The organism is Kitasatospora sp. NPDC056138, from assembly GCF_042264695.1.
In the GTDB taxonomy this organism is placed as follows: domain Bacteria; phylum Actinomycetota; class Actinomycetes; order Streptomycetales; family Streptomycetaceae; genus Kitasatospora.
On the sequence record NZ_JBHJVK010000069.1, the window covers coordinates 15,083 to 35,283 of the forward strand.

The 20,201-nt window shown below is 72.2% G+C and carries 24 protein-coding genes; 10 read left to right on the top strand and 14 right to left on the bottom strand.

Going from position 1 to position 20,201, the window contains the following annotated elements; genetic code table 11:
- Positions 1 to 17: 17 nt before the first annotated feature.
- The 9 genes from ACFC1R_RS31145 to ACFC1R_RS31185 all read right to left on the bottom strand — a co-directional run bounded on the left by ACFC1R_RS31145 (position 18) and on the right by ACFC1R_RS31185 (position 6,051).
- Positions 18 to 2,309, bottom strand: coding sequence for a hypothetical protein (locus ACFC1R_RS31145; protein WP_375944317.1), 2,292 nt, complete (start codon positions 2,307 to 2,309; stop codon positions 18 to 20).
- A 124-nt stretch (positions 2,310 to 2,433) separates the two neighbouring features.
- Positions 2,434 to 2,958 (bottom strand): hypothetical protein, encoded by a 525-nt coding sequence (locus ACFC1R_RS31150; RefSeq protein WP_375944319.1) that lies wholly within the window; start codon positions 2,956 to 2,958, stop codon positions 2,434 to 2,436.
- A gap of 20 nt (positions 2,959 to 2,978) precedes the next feature.
- A complete protein-coding gene (locus ACFC1R_RS31155; protein WP_375944320.1) occupies positions 2,979 to 3,473 on the bottom strand; it encodes a hypothetical protein in 495 nt (164 codons plus the stop codon).
- Between the two features lie 2 nt (positions 3,474 to 3,475).
- Complete coding sequence (locus tag ACFC1R_RS31160; protein ID WP_375944322.1) at positions 3,476 to 4,105, bottom strand: hypothetical protein; 630 nt, start codon at positions 4,103 to 4,105, stop codon at positions 3,476 to 3,478.
- A 190-nt stretch (positions 4,106 to 4,295) separates the two neighbouring features.
- Positions 4,296 to 4,904 carry a hypothetical protein gene (locus tag ACFC1R_RS31165; RefSeq protein ID WP_375944324.1) on the bottom strand — a complete coding sequence of 203 codons (609 nt, stop codon included), beginning with the start codon at positions 4,902 to 4,904 and terminating at the stop codon, positions 4,296 to 4,298.
- A gap of 262 nt (positions 4,905 to 5,166) precedes the next feature.
- Positions 5,167 to 5,376 (bottom strand): hypothetical protein, encoded by a 210-nt coding sequence (locus ACFC1R_RS31170; protein WP_375944326.1) that lies wholly within the window; start codon positions 5,374 to 5,376, stop codon positions 5,167 to 5,169.
- Positions 5,376 to 5,546 (bottom strand): hypothetical protein, encoded by a 171-nt coding sequence (locus ACFC1R_RS31175; protein ID WP_375944328.1) that lies wholly within the window; start codon positions 5,544 to 5,546, stop codon positions 5,376 to 5,378. Before ACFC1R_RS31175 ends, ACFC1R_RS31170 begins: the two co-directional genes overlap by 1 nt.
- Positions 5,543 to 5,674: a hypothetical protein gene (locus tag ACFC1R_RS31180; protein WP_375944330.1), complete on the bottom strand. Its 132-nt coding sequence runs from the start codon at positions 5,672 to 5,674 to the stop codon at positions 5,543 to 5,545. The genes ACFC1R_RS31175 and ACFC1R_RS31180 overlap by 4 nt, the downstream gene beginning before the upstream one ends.
- 2 nt (positions 5,675 to 5,676) lie before the next feature.
- Positions 5,677 to 6,051 carry a hypothetical protein gene (locus ACFC1R_RS31185; RefSeq protein ID WP_375944332.1) on the bottom strand — a complete coding sequence of 125 codons (375 nt, stop codon included), beginning with the start codon at positions 6,049 to 6,051 and terminating at the stop codon, positions 5,677 to 5,679.
- A gap of 197 nt (positions 6,052 to 6,248) precedes the next feature.
- On the opposite strand from ACFC1R_RS31185, the gene ACFC1R_RS31190 reads away from it, so the two are divergent.
- The 8 genes from ACFC1R_RS31190 (at position 6,249) to ACFC1R_RS31225 (ending at position 16,412) form a co-directional block, all read left to right on the top strand.
- Entirely contained in the window at positions 6,249 to 7,058 is an 810-nt protein-coding gene (locus tag ACFC1R_RS31190) for a GntR family transcriptional regulator (protein ID WP_375944334.1), read from the top strand.
- The gene (locus ACFC1R_RS31195) at positions 7,055 to 7,825 is read left to right on the top strand and encodes a glycosyltransferase family 2 protein (RefSeq protein ID WP_375944336.1); all 771 of its coding nucleotides are present in this window, start codon (positions 7,055 to 7,057) and stop codon (positions 7,823 to 7,825) included. Before ACFC1R_RS31190 ends, ACFC1R_RS31195 begins: the two co-directional genes overlap by 4 nt.
- Positions 7,816 to 8,571, top strand: a complete 756-nt coding sequence (locus ACFC1R_RS31200) for a glycosyltransferase family 2 protein (protein WP_375944337.1) — start codon at positions 7,816 to 7,818, stop codon at positions 8,569 to 8,571. Before ACFC1R_RS31195 ends, ACFC1R_RS31200 begins: the two co-directional genes overlap by 10 nt.
- A gap of 604 nt (positions 8,572 to 9,175) precedes the next feature.
- Positions 9,176 to 10,267: a hypothetical protein gene (locus ACFC1R_RS31205; protein WP_375944339.1), complete on the top strand. Its 1,092-nt coding sequence runs from the start codon at positions 9,176 to 9,178 to the stop codon at positions 10,265 to 10,267.
- An 87-nt stretch (positions 10,268 to 10,354) separates the two neighbouring features.
- Complete coding sequence (gene dnaB, locus ACFC1R_RS31210) at positions 10,355 to 11,863, top strand: replicative DNA helicase (protein ID WP_375944341.1); 1,509 nt, start codon at positions 10,355 to 10,357, stop codon at positions 11,861 to 11,863.
- A 780-nt stretch (positions 11,864 to 12,643) separates the two neighbouring features.
- Positions 12,644 to 15,022 (top strand): telomere-associated protein Tap, encoded by a 2,379-nt coding sequence (tap, locus tag ACFC1R_RS31215; protein ID WP_375944343.1) that lies wholly within the window; start codon positions 12,644 to 12,646, stop codon positions 15,020 to 15,022.
- A gap of 93 nt (positions 15,023 to 15,115) precedes the next feature.
- Positions 15,116 to 15,661 (top strand): telomere-protecting terminal protein Tpg, encoded by a 546-nt coding sequence (tpg, locus tag ACFC1R_RS31220; protein WP_375944345.1) that lies wholly within the window; start codon positions 15,116 to 15,118, stop codon positions 15,659 to 15,661.
- Between the two features lie 292 nt (positions 15,662 to 15,953).
- Complete coding sequence (locus ACFC1R_RS31225; RefSeq protein ID WP_375944347.1) at positions 15,954 to 16,412, top strand: hypothetical protein; 459 nt, start codon at positions 15,954 to 15,956, stop codon at positions 16,410 to 16,412.
- A 289-nt stretch (positions 16,413 to 16,701) separates the two neighbouring features.
- Here ACFC1R_RS31225 and ACFC1R_RS31230 read toward each other — a convergent pair whose 3' ends face one another.
- Both ACFC1R_RS31230 and ACFC1R_RS31235 read right to left on the bottom strand, forming a co-directional pair.
- A complete protein-coding gene (locus ACFC1R_RS31230; RefSeq protein WP_375944349.1) occupies positions 16,702 to 17,139 on the bottom strand; it encodes a hypothetical protein in 438 nt (145 codons plus the stop codon).
- Positions 17,140 to 17,225: 86 nt separating this feature from the next.
- The gene (locus ACFC1R_RS31235; protein ID WP_375944351.1) at positions 17,226 to 17,456 is read right to left on the bottom strand and encodes a hypothetical protein; all 231 of its coding nucleotides are present in this window, start codon (positions 17,454 to 17,456) and stop codon (positions 17,226 to 17,228) included.
- A gap of 178 nt (positions 17,457 to 17,634) precedes the next feature.
- Between ACFC1R_RS31235 and ACFC1R_RS31240 the strand changes: the two genes are divergently transcribed.
- Complete coding sequence (locus tag ACFC1R_RS31240) at positions 17,635 to 17,967, top strand: hypothetical protein (RefSeq protein ID WP_375944353.1); 333 nt, start codon at positions 17,635 to 17,637, stop codon at positions 17,965 to 17,967.
- Complete coding sequence (locus ACFC1R_RS31245) at positions 17,964 to 18,293, top strand: hypothetical protein (RefSeq protein WP_375944355.1); 330 nt, start codon at positions 17,964 to 17,966, stop codon at positions 18,291 to 18,293. The genes ACFC1R_RS31240 and ACFC1R_RS31245 overlap by 4 nt, the downstream gene beginning before the upstream one ends.
- 246 nt (positions 18,294 to 18,539) lie before the next feature.
- Here ACFC1R_RS31245 and ACFC1R_RS31250 read toward each other — a convergent pair whose 3' ends face one another.
- From ACFC1R_RS31250 to ACFC1R_RS31260, 3 genes are all read right to left on the bottom strand, one after another.
- Complete coding sequence (locus tag ACFC1R_RS31250) at positions 18,540 to 19,226, bottom strand: hypothetical protein (RefSeq protein WP_375944357.1); 687 nt, start codon at positions 19,224 to 19,226, stop codon at positions 18,540 to 18,542.
- A gap of 182 nt (positions 19,227 to 19,408) precedes the next feature.
- Complete coding sequence (locus ACFC1R_RS31255; RefSeq protein ID WP_375944359.1) at positions 19,409 to 19,606, bottom strand: hypothetical protein; 198 nt, start codon at positions 19,604 to 19,606, stop codon at positions 19,409 to 19,411.
- 66 nt (positions 19,607 to 19,672) lie between these two features.
- Positions 19,673 to 20,140, bottom strand: coding sequence for a hypothetical protein (locus ACFC1R_RS31260; protein ID WP_375944361.1), 468 nt, complete (start codon positions 20,138 to 20,140; stop codon positions 19,673 to 19,675).
- Positions 20,141 to 20,201 lie beyond the last annotated feature (61 nt).

Here is a 20,201-nt window from a genome sequence, read left to right on the forward strand (position 1 = left end):
GACGGTGACGCTGGGTGTCACTCCGGCTGGCCGCCGAAGGCGGCTTCGACGTCGCGCAGCCAGTACCCGGAGGGCGGGTTGTCCTTGTTGAGATCGGTCCGGCGGTCCGTCTTGAGGGACGGGAAGCCGGCCTTCTTGAGCTCCCGGCCGATCGCCTTGACGGCCTCGCGGCGGCGGTCGGCCGCCTCCTGGCCGTCCCACTTGCGCCACTCGGGCCCGGTGGTGGCGAGGTGCTCCAGCACCTGGTCGGTCAGGAGGAACTCCGGGTCGCCGTGGTTCTCGAACGCGGCCCGGATCCCCATCAGAACCGACGGGATGTCCTCGTCGTCGCCTCCGTCGGCGGGCTCCGGGGTGATGGTGACGGTGCCCGCGGCGAGCCGCTCCTGTGTACGGAGCGTGGCGGTGGCGGCATTGAGGAAGGTCGACTTCCGCAGGATCGGATCGCGCAGGCCGGGGGCCACGATGTAGAAGGCCCCGGCGTCGGCCAAGTCCCAGTCACCGGGGCTGGGCACCAGGCGGTGCGGCATCCAGCCCTCGGAGATCGCGGTGTCCGAACCGACGACCAGCGGGACGTCCGCCTTGCGGCACGGCAGCATGATCCGGATTCCGAAGACATCGGCGATGGCGTCGCCGACGACGTCGCTGGTCGCGTCCTGGGAGAGCAGGACCACCGTGACGCGGGCCTTGCGGCCGATCCGGCCCAGCTTGATGACCTTGGCCTTCTGCGTCTTGGTCAGCTGCGGGTGCTCGTCCACGATGGCGAACACCGCCGGAGAGTCATCCGTCACCTGCCAGTTGTCGACGTCGTCGCCCATCTGCTCGGTGCGGATCTCCGCCTCGCGGATCGCCCAGTCCAGGACGTCGTCGATCCGCTGCTCGTCGTAAGCGGTCATCGCCGCCAGGCGGCGCAGCGGGCCCAGTCCCCGGCCGGTGGGGTCGATGTCGAGGACGATCGCGTCGGTGCAGCTGGTGATGTAGTCGGCGAGCGAGCGCACGATCGCGGACTTACCCCCGCCGGGCACGGCGATGACCATGATGTTCTGCCCGGCGATGGTGACCTGGGTGGGGCTTCCGTCCATGGACGGGCCGAGCGAGAGCGGCTTGAGGATGCTGTTCGAGCGCGGGGCGTAGACCGGGTGCGGCGGCATCGGGTCGAACGGGTCACCGAGCAGGATCCGCAGCACCACCGATCCGGCGGCGGCCATCTGCGGCTGCGCCATCACGCCGCCGCTGCGCACGCCGAGGGCGACGTCCAGCTGCGGCAGGCGCAGGACGAGATCGGCGGGCTTGCCCTTGATGAGGTGGGCGGTCGCCTTCCAGCCCCACTTCTCGCGGGAGACATCGGTGACCGATCCGATCGCCAAGCCCTCCCCGATCAGGGCCCGCAGGACGGCGGTGCCGGCCTCCTCCTCGGTGGCGGCCTGGCTGATCCGCAGGGGCTGCGCCCCGGGCTCGGACTGCCCGACCTGCTCGGTGCCGGCCTTCTCGGCCTTCTCCGTCTTCTCCATCTTGTCCTTCTCCTTCTTGTCCTTGGTGGGCTTGCCGCTCTCGATCTCGTACGCGAGAGCGGGGACGTCCGGGAGCTCGCGGCGCCAGTTCGGGAAGCGCCCCTTGGCCCAGGCGGTGAGAGTGAGAGCGATGGCGGTGCACGCGGGCAGGACCAGGGCGCCGACGGCGATCTCGAACCCGCCGACGGCCAAGACCATGGCCGCGAGTCCGACCCGGCGGCGGTTGGCCGTACGGCGGCGGTGGCGCTCCAGCTCCCCGTCGCTGGGCGTGGTGTGGCCGGTGTAGGTCTGGCCCTGGATCTCGCGGGCCCGCTCTCGCCAGGCCGCGGCCTCCTCCCGCAGGGCCGCGGCGGCCGCGGCGGCCTGCTTGTGGTCGGCCGGGGTGGCCTCGTCGCCCTGGCCGCTGGCGGCGGCCCGGCGGGCTTCCTTCTCCAGCTCGGCGGCCTTCTCCTCGAGGCGCTCCACCTCGGAGCTCTGCCGGGCGATCCACGTGCCATAGCGGCGGTTCAGCAGGTCGACCCGCAGATGGTCGGCGGTCTCCTCGGAGGCGTTCAGCCAGGCGGCGCGCTCGGCCTTGAGCACGGTGACGCCGGTGCGCAGCGCGGTGTACTCGCGGCGGGCGAGGCCCAGGGTGCCGGTGGCGAGGCGGCCCCCGAGGCCGGGGCCGGTGCGGTCTGCGGTGGCTTCGGTGGTGCTGTCGGCCGGGCCGCTGGCGGTGTTCGGGGTGGGCTGGTCGTCGGTGAGGAACTCGCCCTCGGTTTCGACGTCGATGATGATGCGTTCGGGCGGGTAGGTGGTCACGGGTGCCTCCAGGCGGCGGTTCGGGTGGGGGCTTGGGGTCGGGCGGTGACGGCCGCCCGCGCACCGCGGCCGCGCCGGGGGCGCGGTGCGGGGCGTGGGCGACCGATGGCGTCCGGCTCCGGGGTCAGGCGATGGCGCCGACCAGGGCGGCGCCCCAGGAGTTGACGGTCGGGATGACGAGCGCGGCGAACCAGCCGCCGAGAGTCGCGGACAGGCCGAGAAGGACGCCGGCGATGATGCCCTGGCGCATGTGCGGCTTGGCCTTCTTCGGGATCTTCTTCCAGGCGCCGAGGATCGCCACGGTGACGAGCAGCAGCACGAGGTTGCCCATGCCGGTCAGCTCGGCGATGTTGCTGCGGGCGTTGAGGGTGGTCTCGCCTCCGGTGGCGCCCCACATCGCCAAGCTGCCGGCGCCGTTGCCGAACATGGTGATCGCGCCGGTGGTGAAGCCGATCAGGCCGGACGTGGTGGCGGTGGCCAGCCCGCCGTAGACGACGCCGGCGGCCAGCGGCACGAGCTCCTTGGAGTCCTGCAGGATGGCCTCGCGGTTCTTGATGTGGGCGACCGCGAACCTGGACGTGTGCCAGAGCGGGATCGCCAGGCCGACGAACAGGCCGCCGATGGTCAGCGAGCCGGCGGGGATGTTCATGGGGTGACCTCCGGTCAGGGTTACTTGAAGGGCAGGGCGGTGAGGATCGAGTCGCCGAGGTGATTCACGGCGGGGATGAGCGTGAGAGCGGCCAGGCCCGAGACGCCGCCGATCACTCCGGCGGCGGAGCCGACCAGGGCGCCGGCGCCGAGCTGGCGGCGCAGCTGGTTGTCGCAGCAGCGCCAGGCGAGCAGGACGACGACCAGGAGCAGGGTGGTGGCGACGCCTCCGCCGGCGGTCATGCCGGACGGAGCGGCGGCGGGCAGCAGCCAGCTGCTGCCCTTGCCGGAGAGCTTGTTGCCGAGCGGGTTGGTGACGCTGGTGACCAGGCGCCGGGCGGCCCAGCCGAGCAGGCCGCCCGCGCACAGGGCGCCGAGCAGGCCGATCAGCAGGCCGCCCGCGATGGCGGCCGCCGAGGGCGCCGGGTGGCCGTGTCGCCACCAGCGGACCAGCGTGAACACCAGGACCGCGAAGGCGAGGGCCAGGCCGCCGAGGGAGAGCTGAGCGGGCGTCACCGTCACACCCCCGTGACGATGTAGCCGTACATGTGCAGTCCGGCCGCCGTGACCGCGCTGGAGGCGATCAGGTTGCAGGTCAGCACCCGGACCAGCCAGGACCGGCCGCGGTGCTTGAGCTCCAGGAGCCCGGTGGCGACCAGGGCGGCCATCACCACGCCGTACTCGTCGCCGAAGACGTGCAGCACCTTGCCGGTGGCCGGCACCAGCATCAGACCGGCGACCAGCGCCGAGGCGTTCCACGCCGGGCGCAGTCGGGCGACGCTGAACCGCGCCGGGACGGCGGCTGCGGAAGCGGCCGGGTAGTAGTGGTGGTTCGTGACGTAGGTGATCGGCGCAGGCGCCGGAGGCGCCGGGGGCGCCATCGTCGCCACGCCCCCGCCACCACCGCCGCCGCCCGGCCTGCGCCACCACTCGTGCGGCTCGGGCAGGTCCGGCCCACCGGAAGTCGGCGGGGGCGGCGGGGGAGCAGCCGGCGGTTGAGCCGGAGGCGGCGGGGTCTCGCGGCGCGGCGGCGGCACGAAGTCCGGCGCAGCCGCGGACGGCGGGTTGGGCGGCTTCGGCGGCGGGGTGGCACCGTCGGTGCGCTCGCCGGACAGCTGGACGGTGGTCGGCTCGATCGGGTCGCTCACCGGGACCCCCGGCCGATCAGCAGGCGCACGCCCACGATCAGGAGCACGGCGTCGCCGATGAAGAACAGGACGGACAGGAACGTCAGGACGTCGTCCAGGTCGAGGTCGAACATGGTGGGTCACCTTCTTCCGAAGCGGATGGAACGGCCCGAGTGCGGGCGACGGGTGGAGCTGGCGGTGCGGCGGGCGGTTAGTCCCGGACGGCGGCGGGGCCGGAGAGGGCCCGCGGGGTCTCGCTCCAGCGGCGGCCGTTGCGGAACGGCGACCACTTCTTGACCTGCTCGCGCTCGTGGCGGCTCCAGGCGTCCAGCGGGTCGTCGCCGAAGGCGGCGAGCTCGGCCTCGCTGTACTCCTCCAGGGCGAGCTCGCGGATCCGCTCCCGGCGGGCGGCCCGCTCGGTGGCCCGGGTCCGGGCGTCGGCAGCGGCCTCGAGGGCGGCGTCGGCAGCGGCCTCGTTGGCGATCTCCGCCTCCAGCTCCGCCCAGTCGTCGCCGACCTCGGCCGGCAAGACCAGCTCGATCGAGGCGTCGGTGGCCACGATCGCGTCGGCACCCTGGGCCAGCAGGCGGCGGTAGGTCGCGCTGCTGTCCAGGGCGGTGGCCAGCCACAGCTGCGGGTCGGTGCCGGTCAGGGCCGCGACCTGGGCGGCGAATTCCTGGTCCTCGCCCAGGGGCGTCTCAGCGGTGGCGGCCGCCGGGGCGGCCCATCCCTGCGGGGCCGCCTGGCGGGTGAGGCGAACGATGTGCTGGGCGTGAGCGGCGGCGCCAGCGGTCGGGCGGGTGCGGGTCGCGGTGAGCACGGGTGCCTCCTGGATCGGGATGGGGCGGAACGGGGTTGGTGGTGGGCCCGGTGGGGCCCGCCGCGCCACTCCCGGCGCCGTTCCGGCATGGGCATGCCAGGACGGTGCCGGTGGCAGGCGGCGGGAAGCCGTACTGCAGAGAGGGGAGGGGGAGGGCGAGCCGGCTACTTGCCGGAACCGCCGCCGGGCTTCGGGGCGGGCTTCGACGGCGCGGGGACCGGCGTGCCGCCCCCGGCGTAGCTGCGGCAGGAGTGGGCGATCGTCACTCCGCGCCCCCGTCGTCGTGCAGGTCGCAGGAGCGCCCGAAGTTCCGAACCGCGCCGTACGTGGTGCGGGGAGCGACGACCTGGCGGCCGTTGGCGCGGGCCTCGTCGTAATCCGGGCCGCTCCAGGGACGGCCATCGGCGGCGACGTGGTCGGGCGTGTCCGTACGGGTGGAGGGTCGAGACTCGGACCGGCGGAAGAGGGCCATCAGGACGCACCTCCCGCAGCGCCCTGGCCGGCGGTCGGCTGCGGGGCCGGCTGGGGGCTGGGGATCTGGGCGTCGGCCGGGGGCTGGCCGGTCATGCCGTGGGCGATGGTGTGCGCGGTGATCTGGCCGTTGAGGTTCGCAACGGCGGAGTGCAGCTGCTCGCCGGTCACTTTCCACCGCCCTTGCGGCCGAGCAGGCCGGCGAGCAGGCGGCCGGCGGCCTTGGCGGCGTCGGCAATCTGCTTGGAGTCGATGGGCGGGATGGGGGCCGGCGCGGCGGCGGACGTGATGTCGATCATCGTCAGCACCCCGCCATCTGCGGCCGCAGGCCCTCGATGAACTCGGTGACGGCGTTCTGGACGAACCAGCTGATGTGGGTCCAGGTCGTGGCGGCCCACTCGACGTGCTCCGCGGCCTGCTCCCAGACCTTGGCGACGACGGCGTTCACGGCGCCCACGCTGGCGGCCGGGTTGGCGGACGTCAGGTCTCGGATCACGAGCGCGATGACCTGGTCCTCGTACTGGTCCTGGAGGACGACGCCGTACTCGTCCGTGTTCGGCGAGTCGGCGACGACCGCGGGGCGGCCCTCGAGGTGGTGGCTGGCAACCTGATCGACGATGTCGGCGGCGGTCAGCCGCTGGGGGTGGAGCTTGAGGACATGCGAGATGCTGTTCACGGATCACTCCCGTAACGAGTTGGTCCGAGCGGCTCTGGGGCGTCTGGACCACGCACCAGAGCCGCGCCAACTAGATAGCTACGTGCTAACCAGTTAGCTCCCGGCGATGTAGAGAGCATTGCATGCGACGGCCCGTCAGCGCAACACCTAACTAGTTATGTCTTGCGTTCCTAGTTGGGAGCTGAAAGAGTGCTCCCATGAGCAAGTACGAGCGGAAGAGTCCGCGCATCGTCGCGGAGCTGCTGGATGAGATCTCGTCAGGCAAGAGAAGGCCAGGCGAGCAGTTCCTGACGATCGCGCAGCTAGCGGAGAAGTACGACGTCAGCCCGAACACCGCATCCGGTGTCATCAAGCAGCTCAAGACCCTCGGCGCTCTGTCCGGCAAGACCGGTGGCAAGACATGGGTCCGAGTTCCTCCGGTCCCCGCAAAGCGGGACACCCGGCGGTACTTGGAGGAGAAGGCCCGCGCAGCTCTGGTCGACGCTGGCGAGCGTGGCGCCTTCGGTGTGAGCGAGTACGACACCGGCGTCACCATCGGATCGCTGCACCACAACGGTGTCCGCGTGGACGTCGTGGAGCCATCCGAGGATGTCGCCGTCGTCCTACGCCTCGGCCCTGGAGAAAGGGTCCGCCGGGTGATCTACGAGCGCCGCCACCAGGAGCACGCTGGCCTGAGCCGCTCGACGAGCTACGTCCCGTACGAGCTCATCAAGGACAACCCCGACTTGCTCAACTCCGAGCTGCTCGCCAACTGGCCAGGCGGCATGATGCACGAGCTCCGGACGGTAGGAATCGAGGCTGGAGAGATCGTCGACCACGTGTCGGTCACCGTCCCCACCGCCGAAGAGAGCCACGACTACGACATCCCGCCGGGGGTGCCGTTGATCCACATCCGCAAGGTGACCTTCGACATCACTGGCCGACCGGTCGAAGTGGCCGACATCCCGCTGCCGGGCGACCGTGTGGAGCTGATCTTCCGCACTCCCTTGCCCAGGTGGTCGGAGTGACGGTCATCAGCGTCATCACGCCTGTCTACAACGGCGGTCACCACTTCCTGGACGAGGCGTACGAGTCGCTGCTCGACCAGGACATGCCTGCTGGCTGGACGTGGCAGTGGGTCGTACAGGAAGACGGAGAGACCGGCGTTCCGGCCACCGCTCTGCCTGCCGACGACCCGCGAATCTCGTACGGCACGGGCCGTCGCGGCGGCGCGGCAATGGCGCGCACCATGGCGCTGGCTAGAGTGACAGGCTCGCTGGTGCGCGCACTCGATGCCGACGACATGCTGCCCGTGGGTGCGCTGCGCCGAGGCATCGAGGCTCTGACCGAACACCCTGAGGTCGGCTGGGCCGTCTCGTCGGCGCTTGATCTGCTGCCAGACGGCTCCCTGCGTGGCTCGACCATCGACCCGCCGGCCGGACTCTTGGCTCCTGGGCTGCTCGCCGGCAGCTACCAAGCCGGCCAGTTCGCTGTGATGGGTACGACGCTGACCGTACACACCGATCTGCTGCACGCCGTCGGTGGCTGGCCCGCCGTCCCCGCCTCCGAGGACGTGGCCCTGCTCGTCCTGCTGGAGGCCGTCGCCCCCGGCTGGATGATCGCCGAGCCCGGCGAGATCTACCGCAAGCACGACGGCCAGGTGACCGCCCAGGCCGCGCACTGGGAAGACGCCGAGCGCGACGCGCTCGCGGCCGTCCTGCTCACCCGACTCGACGTCTTGCGCCGCACTGGCTGGCGCTGGACTCCCACCACCCAACCGAAGGCATGCCTGTGACCGAGCGTCTGATCTCCATCGTCACCCCCGTCTACGGACCGAGCGCCCGATTCCTGCCGGAGGCGTACAAGTCGCTGCTCGACCAGGAGCTGCCGGATGGCTGGACCTGGGAGTGGCTCGTCCAGGAAGACGGCGACGATGTCGGAGCAGCTGGCTATCTCCCGGCCGACGACCCGCGCATCCGGATCTCGGCCTCGCGGAGGGGTGGTCCGCAGGTTGCTCGCACCATGGCCTTCGGCCGCTCGCGCGGCTCCTTGATCAAGGTGGCCGACGCGGACGACCTGCTCCCGACCGGCACCCTGCACCGCGACATCACGGTCCTGACGAATCACTCGGAAGTCGGCTGGACCACTTCCCGGGTGCTCGACCTGTTGGAGGACGGCAGCACCCGCGGCTTCGACATGGACCCGCCCGAGGGCGTCATCGCCAGTGGCGCCGTCCTGGAGCACTGGAAGCAGCACCGCCGCGCCCAGGTCCACCCCGCAAGCCTCTGCGCTCGCCGGGAGCTGGTCGCGCTGCTCGGCGGCTGGCTCGCCCTCCCAGCCTCCGGTGACACCGGCCTCCTGCTCGGTCTGGATGCTGTAAGCGACGGGTGGTTCATCCCGGAGGTCGGCATGATGTACCGCCTGCACGAGCACCAGATCACCCGTCACCCTCACCACTCGACCGGTGAGGAGTGGGAGGCCCGGATGAACGTGATGCGAGAGCGCGCCGAAGCGCTTCACGCCTGGATCAAGCGCAGCTGAGAACATCCTCTGCTGCCGGACACGCCCGGCGGTACTTGACAGAGGGAACCTCAGCTCCGCAGGACTAGGCTCTGCCCGGTGCCCGCGCTGCGGGTGCCACCAAGGTCCAGAAACAGCAAAAGCAGCCCAAGATTGGCGTCTTCGGGGCTGCTCCGCTGTGCATTCAGTCGTCCCCGACGGTACCAGGGGTACCCCGGCTTCGGCGAGAGACACCCGTCTCTCGCCCGCTCGGGCTACCCCTGGAGTCCGGCCGGTGGCGGCGCCCCTTAGAGAGGTAGCGCCCCCCGTTGCTCCACCCCGTCACCCTGCGGCGGAACCGTGTCTCCCCGGCCCGCCCCTCCCGTTCCCCCCAGTCGCTCGGCCGTCCTGCTACCCGCAGGCTCCCGCCCGCAGCGGGCGAACTCTGTCCACAGGCTCGCACTGTCATGACTGGTTGCATGTTCACCCAGCCCACCCGGTCGAGTGATGCACGCCACTCGATCCCGCGTCACACCGAGTCCGATTCTTCGGCCTCTATGCGCGTGACCCGAAATCTCTCTCGCCCCTGCCCGGCCGCCCAGGCCAGGTTCACCATCAACACCGGATCGGAGGTGCCCCAGTGAAGATGTCCGACTCCGAGTTCACCGGCTCCTCGATCGTGCGGGCCTGGGAGCCGCCCGAGGAAGTTGTCGTCCCCTACGCCCTGGCGTACTCGCCCGGCCTCCAGCCCGAGGACTACGGCGTGCTGATCCGGCTGTTGCTGCGGGACCCGGGCCAGCCGTCCGGCATGCCCGCGCTGGCCGCGGAGTTCCAGGCGACCGGCTGGAAGATGGGCGAGAGCCGTCTGCGCGGAGTGATGAGTCGCCTCCAGAAGGCCGGCCACGTCAGCCACGTGCGGGACGGCTACGACGAGGTGGCCCGGCGCCCGAAGTGGAAGTTCATGGTCTACCGGAACCCGGCGAACAACTCCGCCTACGTCACCAGGGGCGCCCAGAGCGCCGAGGCATCATCCCAGGTCAATCCGATGATGCGGAATCCAACGCATGAGTCTGGGCGGCCCGGCACTCACCCTGCGATTTCCAACGTCTGTGCAGGTCAGGCCGACACTGCGATTTCCAACGCATCGGAGACTCACCCGTTGGATTCCAACGCGTTGGAATCCAACGTCTGTGCAGGTCAGGCCGACACTGCGATTTCCAACGTGGTTCCACACCTCCAGGAGGAGGTAACTACCTCCTCCCCCAACCCCCTCACGGACACCTCCGGTCTCAGGCCGGCTTCGCCGGGGGAGGAGGAGGTGGTGGTCTTCGACCCCGAGGAAACCGCGGCCGCCGTCCGGCTGCTCCAGCTGCTCCCGTCTCCGTGGTCGGTGGGCAGGGCGAAGGCGAAGACCCTCGCCCCGGCGCTCCTGGAGGCGATGGCCGATCAGGGCTGGCCGAGGGTGACCGAGCTGGACGACCGCACGCGGCGGCTGCTGATGGAACAGCTGACCAAGAACCCGGGCGGCATCAAGAACCACGGCTCGATCCTGGAGCGGGACCGGATCCCGAACCTGCCGCTGGCGGAGATCGTGCTGGGCACGTCGGGCATCCCGTCGCAGAGCGGTGGGGAGTCCCGGCCGCCGCGGCTGCCGAAGGCGGACCCGGACTTCAAGCCTGTCCCGGCTCCGGCCGAGGTGGCCAACCTGCTGGCCTCGCTTCGCAAGCCGAACATCTGACCCTGCCCGACCCTCGACAGCACGACGCGGCCGCCGGAAGAACCTCGCCAGGCCCCGGCGGCCGCGTCCGAACCCCAGGAGTGAACCGTGGAATCCACCGCGAGCGTACCCACCCAGCACACCCCGGACGAGATCGACTGGGCCGACACCGAACCGCCGGCCGAGGAGACGTCGCCGAAGGCCCGGCGTCGCAAGGCGAAGCCTGAGCAGACCGAGACCGGCTTCGAGCGGGTACCGCCGGGCGGCCGGGAGAAAGACCTGGTCGCGGAGCAGTCCGTCCTCGGCGGCATGCTGCTGGCGGCGTCGGCCATCATCGACGTCTCCAACGTGCTCAGCCCGGACGACTACTACCGCCCGGCGCACCAGACGATCCACCGCGCGATCCTCGACCTGCACAAGCGCAAGGAGCCCGCCGACCCGATCACCGTCGCCCGTGAGCTCGGCAAGCTCGGCGAGTTGGAGCGCGTGGGCGGCGCCTCGTACCTGCACACCCTGGTCAACTCGGTGCCCACCGCAGCGAACGCCGAGTACTACGCCGAGGGCGTGCGCGAGCAGGCCGTGCTGCGCCGCCTGGTGGAGGCCGGCACCCGCATCGTCGGCATGGGCTACGCCGGTGAGGGCGAGATCGACGAGATCGCCGCCGCCGCCGCGGCCGAGATCGCCGCCGTGGTGGAGACCCGCGGCCGTGAGGACGACTTCGTGCTGCCGCGCGACACCGTCGGCACCACCCTCGACAACATCGAGGCCGCCGGCACCCGCGAGGGCATCACCGGCGTGCCGACCGGCTTCGCCGACCTGGACGCGCTCACCCAGGGCTGGCAGCCCGGCCAGGTGATCATCGTCGCGGGACGGCCGGGCCACGGGAAGTCGACGGTGGCCATGGACTTCGCGCGGGCCTGCACCATGCCGCGCAACGCCGCTGACCAGCTGATCGAGGGCGCCGGGCTGCCAGCCGCGTTCATCACGCTGGAGATGTCGGTCGACGAACTGAACATGCGGGCCCTGTCGGCGGAGGGCAAGGTCGGACTGCACCACCTGCGGGCCGGAACCCTGGACGACGCCGCCTGGCAGCGCCTGGCCGTCGCGGCCCCGCGCTACAGCGAGGCCCCGCTCTACATCAACGAGTCCGCGCAGTCGCTGCCCGAGATCCAGGCCAAGTGCCGCCGGCTCAAGCACCGCGTGCCGGCGCTGTCGCTGATCATCATCGACTACGTCCAGCTCATCACCGCCGGCACCAAGCGGCGCGGCGACGACAATCGCCAGCAGGAGGTCTCCGACATCAGCCGCTCGATCAAGCTGCTGGCCAAGGAGCTCGGCATCCCGATCATCATCCTGGCCCAGCTCAACCGCGGCCCCGAGATGCGCACCGACAAGACCCCGATGGTCGCCGACCTGCGCGAATCCGGTTCGCTGGAACAGGACGCCGACATCATCATCCTGCTGCACCGCCCCGACGCCTACGAGAAGGAGCACCCCCGCGCGGGCGAGGTCGACCTGATCGTCGGCAAGCACCGCAACGGCCCGACCGCGACGATCACGCTGGCCGCGCAGCTCCACTACAGCCGCTTCGTCGACATGACCCGCGACGTGGCCTGATCACCAGATGGCCCCGGGAAGGGGCCTGACGGCCCCTCTGGCGGCCCGAACCCCCTCCCCGGCTCCGCCGCTCCGTCCGGGGCCAAGATCGGCCGCCAGAAGACGATCTAGAGCCTCGCCCGGGACGGCTGTTCGAAAACGGCCGCCCCGGGCCCCGCGCGTGCCCGCGCGCGAAGCCACCCGTCAGGGGCCTACGGCCGTCCGGGAGAAGCGCAGCGACCGGGTTCTGGACAGGGTTCTGGATATAGAGCAGCACCCACGCTGCCAGGGTGGCAGCACCGGTGCTGCCACCCCCCTCCGTTCGGCGGGGGTGTTCGAAGGGGTCCGCGGCGGCTGCCTCGCCCGGTCCGCGGCGAGGCCGGCCGGGCTCGCGCGTCGCGCGCGAAGCCACCTGTGGTGGCCTTCGGCGTCCGGGAGGGCGCGTCTACTTCTCTGGCTACTGCTCTTAAAGAGGTCCGCGTGGTGCGGCCACCCCCGTCCGCGTGGTGCGGCCACCCCTGCCGCCGGGACGAGCCGGCCGCGGCGCTGGCGGCCTCGCGCGCGAAGACCACCTGTAGGTGGCCTTCGGCGTCCGGGAGGGGCTCGGCGCGTTCTCTCTCTACTTCTCTTAAGGGTGTCCGGCTCATGGGGAGACCCCCGTCCGCGTGGTGGGGAGACCCCCGTCCGGCTGGTGGGCAGACCCCCGGTCAATCCGAGCGGTTCGGAACCATCCTTGCGGGTTAGCAAAACATTAGATCCAGACTTAGAAACTGCACTACGATGGACGGCAGGAGGTACGTCATGACCGAGGGGATCGACCCGATCGACGCGCTGCTCGCGGAGATCGACGAAGAGGAGCTCCCGCCGCCGGCCGAGCGCAAGCGGCTGCGCCTGGCGGCGAAGCTGACCCGGGGCCGGGTGGCCGAGCGGGTCGGGGTGAGGGAGGAGACGATCTGGGCCTGGGAGACCGGGCGCAGCGACCCGCGGCCGCCGCAGCGCGGTGACTACGCCCGGCTGCTGCGCGGCCTGGCCGCCCGCTTCCCCGCGCCCCAGCCGCCGGTGGCGGCCGTGGTGCCGGAGGCGTTCGCCGCCGCCCCGGTGGCCGAACAGCCGGCCCCGTCCGCGCAGCCGGTGATGCTGGACCAGAACCCGGACGGCTCGCTGCTGATGGCCGCGCCCGCGCCGTGTGTCCAGTGCGGGCAGCCGGCGGTCTACCGCGCCCAGGGCCACCCGATGCACCTGGGCGGATTCTGCCGCCCGGTCGCCGCCCCGGCCGTCCAGCAGCAGCCCGCCCCCGTCGCCCCGGCCGCCGCAGTGGCGCCGGAGCCGGCTGCCTCGGTCGCTCCGGTCGCTGCGCCCCGCCAGGCCGCTCCCGGGGCCGCCCCTGCGGCTGCGCCGCGCCGTCCCGGGTCGTCCCGTCCGGCGGCGTCGTCGCGGGCGCGCAAGGCCCCGGCGAAGAAGCCGGCCGCGGCCGAGGGCCCGGCCGACTGGGAGCAGGCCGCATCGGCCCGCTTCCCGGCCGGTCCCCTCGCGGTGCTGGACGTCGCCCCGTCCGGCCGGGCCCTGGTGGCCTACCTCGCCGACGGCACGGTGGCGCCGACCGCGCCGTCCGGCCGTACGCTCGCCGACGTCGTGGAGTGGGCACTGGAGGTGAAGCTCGGCTCGCCCCGGCTCCACCGGCACGGCAAGGACGGCGACGCCCTGGTCGTCCTCACCGATGCCGCGCTCGCCGAGCTGGGCCTGCCGCCGATGGGCCGCGACGAGAAGAAGGAGTTCGTCCAGCGCCTGGGCCAGCTGCCGAAGACCCACAAGGCCGTGAAGCAGGTCGAGAAGGCCGGCTGGCTGCTCACCCAGCGGGGACTTGGCCCGTGGGCGCGGGTCTACCGCACGCCCGAGGACGGCAAGCGGCAGTGCGTGCAGCTGTGCATCCCGGGCTGGGGCGCGCTTGCCACCGGGGGCTGGTCCATCCCGGACGGCCTCGCCGCCTCGGACCTGGCCCGCCTGCTCGGCACCTACGCGAAGCGCGTCCTGACCCCGCGCGGCTCCACCGCCGTCTCCGGCCTCGAGCTCGTCACCGCGCTGCGCCCGCCGACCCGCGCGGTGCGCACCGAGGCCGGCTGGACGTCCGGGGCGGTGGAGGGCTCCCGCCCGAAGGACGCCTTCGACCCGGCGCCGCCGGAGGTCCTGGACGTGCACCCGCTCGCGCAGGGCCGGGAGCCGGGCGGCGAGCTGGTGACCGAAGCCTGGGACTGGCACCGCGAGCTCACCGACACCGAGAAGCGCTCCGCCTGGGCGGTGGGTCTGGACGTCAACATGGCCTTCCTCGCCGCCGCCGGCCGCCTCACCCTGCCGCTGGGCCCGCCCGTGCACGTGGTCAACCCGGTCTTCGACCCGAAGATCCCCGGCTCGTGGCTGGTCGACCTGTCCGGCCTCGACACGAACCCGCTGCTCCCCAGCCCGTTCACTGCGGACGGCTCCCGCCCGACCGGGCCGGCCTGGTACTCCACGGTGAAGGTCGCCTACGCCATGGAGCTCGGCGCCCGGGTACAGCCCACCGAGGCGTACCTGCGCTACGAGCACGGTCCCTACCTCGACCCCTGGCACAAGCACCTGCGCGCCGCGTACCTGGAGACGATGGCCGCCCTCGGTGTCCCGCTCACCCTCGCCGATACCGACCCGGTCGCCTTCCTCGACGCCATGTCCGCCCTCAAGGTCACCGGCGACCCGGCGGAGCTGGCGGTGCTCACCGCGATCAAGCAGACCGCCAAGGGCACCATCGGCAAGATGCGCGAGCGCCCCCGCGGCCACGGCTACAAGCCCGGCGAGCGCTGGGCCGCCCTGGAGCGGTCGACCTGGGACCCGCTGATGCGCGCCCTGGTCATCGACACCGCCACCGTCAACCTCCACCGCAAGCTCCGCAAGATGGCCGGCGACACCGGCCTGCACGCCTTCGCGGTGCTCTCCGACTGCGCGGTGTTCGCCGCCCCCGGCCCCGGCGCCCTGGACATCCTCACCAAGCCGGACGGCACCCTCACCACCTCGCTGCGCCTGGGCGTCAGCCCCGGGATGGTGAAGTTCGAGGGCTCCCGGCCGATGTCGGAGGTCGCCGAGCTGATCGCCGACGACACGAACCCGGCCCGGCACATCAAGACCGGCGGCGTCGTCTCCGCCGACGAGTAGTCACCCCGTGGCCCGCCGAACCCGTTCGGCGGGCCGCCTACCGATGACCACCAGCAGTGGCCGCCGCTCTCGGCGGCCGGGAAGGAGAGCAGTGTGAGCCGGGAGATCGACGAGGGCCTGGAGCGGGCCGAGCGCACCAAGCCGATCCCGCAGTCCGTTCCCGCCCGGATGCGCTTCCTGCTCAAGGGCGCCAAGGGCTCCACCAAGAAGCTCGCCCAGGACCTCGGCGTCTCCCAGCGCACCGTGCAGCGCTGGCTCAAGGGCCAGGGCACCCCGAAGCCGGCCGCCGCGAAGGCCATTGAGCAGAAGGTCCGCGCCGGCTGGCAGCCGCGGGTGAAGCAGCGGGTGCGCCGCGACGCCGAGAAGAACGGCTTCATGCTCCACATCCAGGCGACCTTCGGCTACAGCGCGGCCGGCGGCTCCACCGACGACCCGCGCCAGCGCACGATCACCCAGAAGATGCCCGGCTCGGTGGCCCAGCAGCTCTACGCGGCCCGTGACGCCGGAGCCAGCCAGGACGAGCAGGAGCGGATCCTCGCCGAGGGCCTGCGCGAGCACTACTTCAAGGACACCGGGCGCCGCGCCCGCGGCCTCGACGTCGAGCTGAACGACATCGCGTGGATGGACGTCGAGCTCTGACACCCCTCTCACAGCGGCCTCGTGTCGCCAGAAAATACCGTCCCGGCCGCCAAGCGCGGCCGGGACTTTCTATTTTCACCACCCCGATGTGAATTCACCGGCGAAATATAGAAGGGGCAGCCCTGTCGGCCCGGCCGGCCCTCGCCCCGGTGCCCGGGGTGAAGGCCGCTCGTTGACCCGGGCGGACCGCCCGCGCGGCCGGCCGGACTCTGTCCACAGGCGAGCCGCCCGACGATCCACCAGCGGGGCCAAAACCGGCTCCGCGACCACCACGACGGAGGGGAAGACCACCATGCCGAAGATCCTGGAGGAACGCGGCAGCCACCTGCCGCACCGCGACTACATCGCCCAGGTCGTCACCGAACTGGAGGCCATCGGCCGCGGTCCCAACGGCTGGTGGCTGGAGGAGCAGGCCCCCGCCGGCGCTCCCACGCTGCAAGCCGTCCTGGCCTGGGGCGCGGGCAACCACAACCCCTTCGGCGACCCCGACGCCTCCGACGCCGACTGCCTGCTCACCGTGAACTGGGACAGCACCGCCGGCTGGTCATACATCTGGGACCGCGAATCCGACCCCGACCGCTACCCGCCGATGGAACTGGACATCCCCGTAACGTCCGACCCGGCCGGCCTCGCCCGCGCCCTCGAGCACGTGATGAACGACGAAACCCGCGGACGGATGCCCCACCCGGCCCGCTGGAAGGACGCCGAGCGCCTGCACGAAGCCGTCCGGGCGTGGCGAGACGACCGCTGAACATCAGCGGTGCGGGCACCGGCCTCCGACGCCCGCACCGCCACCACAGATGGCATGTTCGCGGCCGAAAGATTGCAGGTCAAAGCCCTGGCCACCATCGGCAGAGCGGGTCTAGCATTCCCGCCACGGCGGCCCCACCACAGCACCACCGGGCCGCCGAGCAGAGCAGCCGCGCCGTGACCCCGGCGCAGCTGGCCTCCCACCGGCCGGGCCCCGCGGAACACCCCCTGCTTCCCGGGACCCGGCCGTACTGCGCTCCGTCCCTGGACGCTCGGACACAGGGCTGGGCCTACGGGGCGGTGTGCCTGCGGCGGCGGGCTCGGGCGGCCTGCTGCATTTCGGCCTCGGCCAGGTGCCGGCGGCCAGCGGCGAGGTCTTGGCGGACCTGCTCTTCGACGGCGGTGAACACCTTGTAGTAGGTACGGTCGTACGCCTCGATCAGCTGGTAGGTCCACATCCCCGGGACGACGTCCCGTCCGAGGAGCTCCTGCTCGACCAGGCCGGCCTGCTTCTCGTGCCCGGCCTGGCGCAGCATCCGCACCGCCTCGGCGAGCATCCGGTCGGCGCCGCCGGTCATGTGGTGCACCGCGTACAGGTGGCCGCGGGCCCGCTCGGTGTACTCCAGCGCCTTCGTCAGCATCCCCAGCGCCTCGACGGTCGCGTCGTCCACCCCGGAAGGCCGGCGGTGCGCCTCGTCCGGCTCCTCGGCCCCGACGTCATCTGCCACCGATACCTCCCGACGTGCTCGCCCGACCCCCCTTCACCGTCGTCCGGCCTGGGAGCAGGCGCATGCGCAGGAGGGCCGACCGGCGGTCAGGCCGCCGGTTCCTGCGCGGTGTCCGGGCGGGCGGCCTGCTTGAGCTTCATCACGGCCTTGTGCCGGTTCTCGGCGCCGGCCCAGTACGAGTGGGAGTACAGCTCGGCGCCGACCGCAGCGAAGGCGCTGCGCTTGTCCTCGGTCGGGTCGGCAGCCCAGTCGGCCTCGGCGGTGTACCAGCGGCGCTGGAGTTCGAGCAGGTCAGCGGGGAAATCGGTGTCGGACACCGGCCCATCGTAGGTCGCACACCCGTGCGGCTGACGGCACGGCACCCCTGGGTCGGGACGAAGCGGCGATACGGTGCCGCTAGAACGGCCCCACGGCCCGGCCCGGGGCGGCTACCGTCGACACCACAGGGCCCGGCCCGGCGCCGGGAGATGCCGACAGGGAGAGGGGTTGGTGGGTATGAGCGCCCAGCCCGCCGAACGAGGGGGCGGCCGTCTCGGACTGCCGCCGATGGATACCGTGCAGGAACTGCGCGCCGCGCTGCGCGCCGGCCACGGCTTCCCCGGCGACGCCGAGCGCCTGGACGCCGAGCTCGCCGAGCAACTGCTGCGTCGGGTGCCGGTGGACCGGCTCGATCAGGTCGACCAGGTCCCCGCCGTCGTGGACCTGGTCGCGGTCGCCGAGATCGTCGCCGCCTACCGCGGCCGCGTGCTGCTCGCCGCCGACCCGGAGACGTCCGACGCCGTCGACCAGGCCGTCGCCGACCTGCTGGCGCGGCAGGGCGCCGAGTGACCGACCAGCACCAGCAGCCGGACCACCCGGCGGTCGCCGTGGTCACCGACCGCGCCGCCCAGCGCGCCAAGGAGCTCGGCGCCACCGAGGCCCTGGAAGCACTGCGCGCCGAACTCGAACAACACCCGCGGCTCGGCCGCCCGATCCGCACGGTCACCGAGGGCGGCCAGCAGGTCGAGCTGTACTCCACCCGGATCGAGGGCGACCCCGCCGAAGGTCGGCCCGCGCTCAACGTCGTGCACGCCTACGCTCCCGCCCCGCCCTGGCCGCCGACTGTACGGATCGCCGCCGTCGTCCCCGAAGACCCACCGCACCCCGCGCCGTAGAGCCGGGCCGGCGGGCCGCGCCCGCTACGCTGCTGCCGGTGCCCGCCGGACCCGAGACGCACAATCCGGGCCATCACCGGCGGGCGCCGTCGGCCTAGGACAAGGCTGAGACACACCCTGTCCCAGCACGCCCGGTATGCCCGATTCGCTAGGACGGTCCCACCCTAAAACCCCAGGTCACGCTGTTCTGCGTCCGGATCTGGGACAAAGTGGGGACAGCCGACCGCAACCGGCCGCCGGCCTTCGTCAGGGCTCCCGGAACCGGACCAGCGGCGGTTGCTCCACGGCGTCCGGGTCGGCCCGCGGGTCGTAGACGGCGAGCCCGGCCGCCCGCACCCGCTCGGCGATCCGCAGCCACTCCCGGTGGTCCGCCTCGGAGGTGAGCACCGAATGGTCGACGTTCGGGTCCTCCAGCGCCAGGCCCCGGACGTGCTGGAGCTGCTCCAGCGCTTTCTCCGCCGCCCGGTCGATCTCCGGCGGCGTCATCCCGTCCGCGTCCCGGCACACCAGCGCCCGGTGGAAGAGGTCCGTGTCCGGGTGGAGCACCAGGCGCTCGCCGGGCGGGCGCAGCCAGCGGGCCGGGATGGTGTGGGCGACCGTGCCGGGGAACGCGATGGCCTGCCCGTCCTCGTCGGTCACGATGCCGGTGATCTCGTACTCCTGGCCTTCGGCGAGGTCGAGGGCCTCGGCCTGTTCGGCGGTCAGACGCAGCGTGACGCGCCCGGCCGGGACGTCCCGGCTGACCACCACCATGTTGGGTTCCTCGCCGAATCCGGTCACCGTTACCGTGATGCGCCGGCCGCGGACCAGGTGCAGCTGCATGTTCGCCCGCCACTGCTCGGGCGTGTCTCCCGGACGGCGCAGCTCCTCCGGGAGCCGCTGAGGGATGCTCGCGATGTAGGTCTCGCCGACCACGACGTCCCCGGTGCGCATCGCTGTCTCCTCGCCCGTGCCCTGTCTCCATCGTGCCCGGACCGGGGCCGTGCACCGCACCCGCAAAGCCGGTGAGTTTCGACCCGGCCCTGGTGAGTTCCGCCCCGCAGAAACTCCCCGCCGCAGGTCACAGCAGTGGCCCGCCGCCCCGGGCAGGGAGCGACGGGCCACCGGTCGCACGGCTACGCCTGGAACTCGGCACTCTTCACGCCGTAGAACGTGGCGTTCGCCGGCCGGTTCTTCTCCAGCTCGTCGGCCAGCTGCGTCCACCCGTCACTGCGCCGCACCACGCCGAGGAACTTCCCCAGCGCCCCCTTGTCGTCCCACAGCTCCTGCGCCACGCTGATGATCAGCGACTTGAGCCGCTCGTTCTCGCTCACTGCGTTCCCTCCCGGTCGTTGGACAGGCACAGCCCTACCCGCTGGTGATCGCCAATGAACACGGAGTCAGCGCGGGCTGCGGCCGGCCGACTCCAGACCGAGCACGCGGGCGGCCTCCATCACGGCGGCCAGCACCGGCAGCTCGCTCTCGAAGTCGCCCAGCACCGACGAGGGCATCGCCGCGGCCACCGAGCACACGGTGACCAGCGCGATCCGCTCGCCCATCACCAAGACGGGCAGACCGTCAGCGACCACGCTGCCGGCGACGACGTCGGCGCCGAGGTCGTACGCCAGCTCCTCGTTGAGCTGCCCCTCGCCACCCGGGACGACCTCCCGCCCGGAGGCCCGCTCCACAGCGTCGGCCGCGCGCCCCAGCACCGCGCGGTGCCCGGCCACCGGCTGCCGGGCCGCGAGCTCCCGCACCCACTCGGCCGCCCGGCGCCCCGCCTCCGACGCTTCGGCGAGCACCTCGTTCACCGCCTGCTGCTCCCGCTGCTCCTGGTCCTCGTCCTCGGCGGCGGGCTCGGCGGCCACCGGCAGGACGGTGAGTTTCGCCCCGCAAGGGCGGTGAGTTCCGCCCCGCCAACCTTTCCAC

Excerpts from the sequence above, each read along its gene's own strand:
- ACFC1R_RS31200 (WP_375944337.1), top strand. The coding sequence starts at position 7,816 with ATGCCTGTGACCGAGCGTCTGATCTCCATCGTCACCCCCGTCTACGGA.
- ACFC1R_RS31190 (WP_375944334.1), top strand. The coding sequence starts at position 6,249 with ATGAGCAAGTACGAGCGGAAGAGTCCGCGCATCGTCGCGGAGCTGCTG.
- ACFC1R_RS31250 (WP_375944357.1), bottom strand. The coding sequence starts at position 19,226 with ATGCGCACCGGGGACGTCGTGGTCGGCGAGACCTACATCGCGAGCATC.
- tap (WP_375944343.1), top strand. The coding sequence starts at position 12,644 with ATGACCGAGGGGATCGACCCGATCGACGCGCTGCTCGCGGAGATCGAC.
- ACFC1R_RS31205 (WP_375944339.1), top strand. The coding sequence starts at position 9,176 with ATGTCCGACTCCGAGTTCACCGGCTCCTCGATCGTGCGGGCCTGGGAG.
- ACFC1R_RS31150 (WP_375944319.1), bottom strand. The coding sequence starts at position 2,958 with ATGAACATCCCCGCCGGCTCGCTGACCATCGGCGGCCTGTTCGTCGGC.
- ACFC1R_RS31240 (WP_375944353.1), top strand. The coding sequence starts at position 17,635 with ATGAGCGCCCAGCCCGCCGAACGAGGGGGCGGCCGTCTCGGACTGCCG.
- ACFC1R_RS31180 (WP_375944330.1), bottom strand. The coding sequence starts at position 5,674 with ATGATCGACATCACGTCCGCCGCCGCGCCGGCCCCCATCCCGCCCATC.
- ACFC1R_RS31170 (WP_375944326.1), bottom strand. The coding sequence starts at position 5,376 with ATGGCCCTCTTCCGCCGGTCCGAGTCTCGACCCTCCACCCGTACGGAC.
- ACFC1R_RS31225 (WP_375944347.1), top strand. The coding sequence starts at position 15,954 with ATGCCGAAGATCCTGGAGGAACGCGGCAGCCACCTGCCGCACCGCGAC.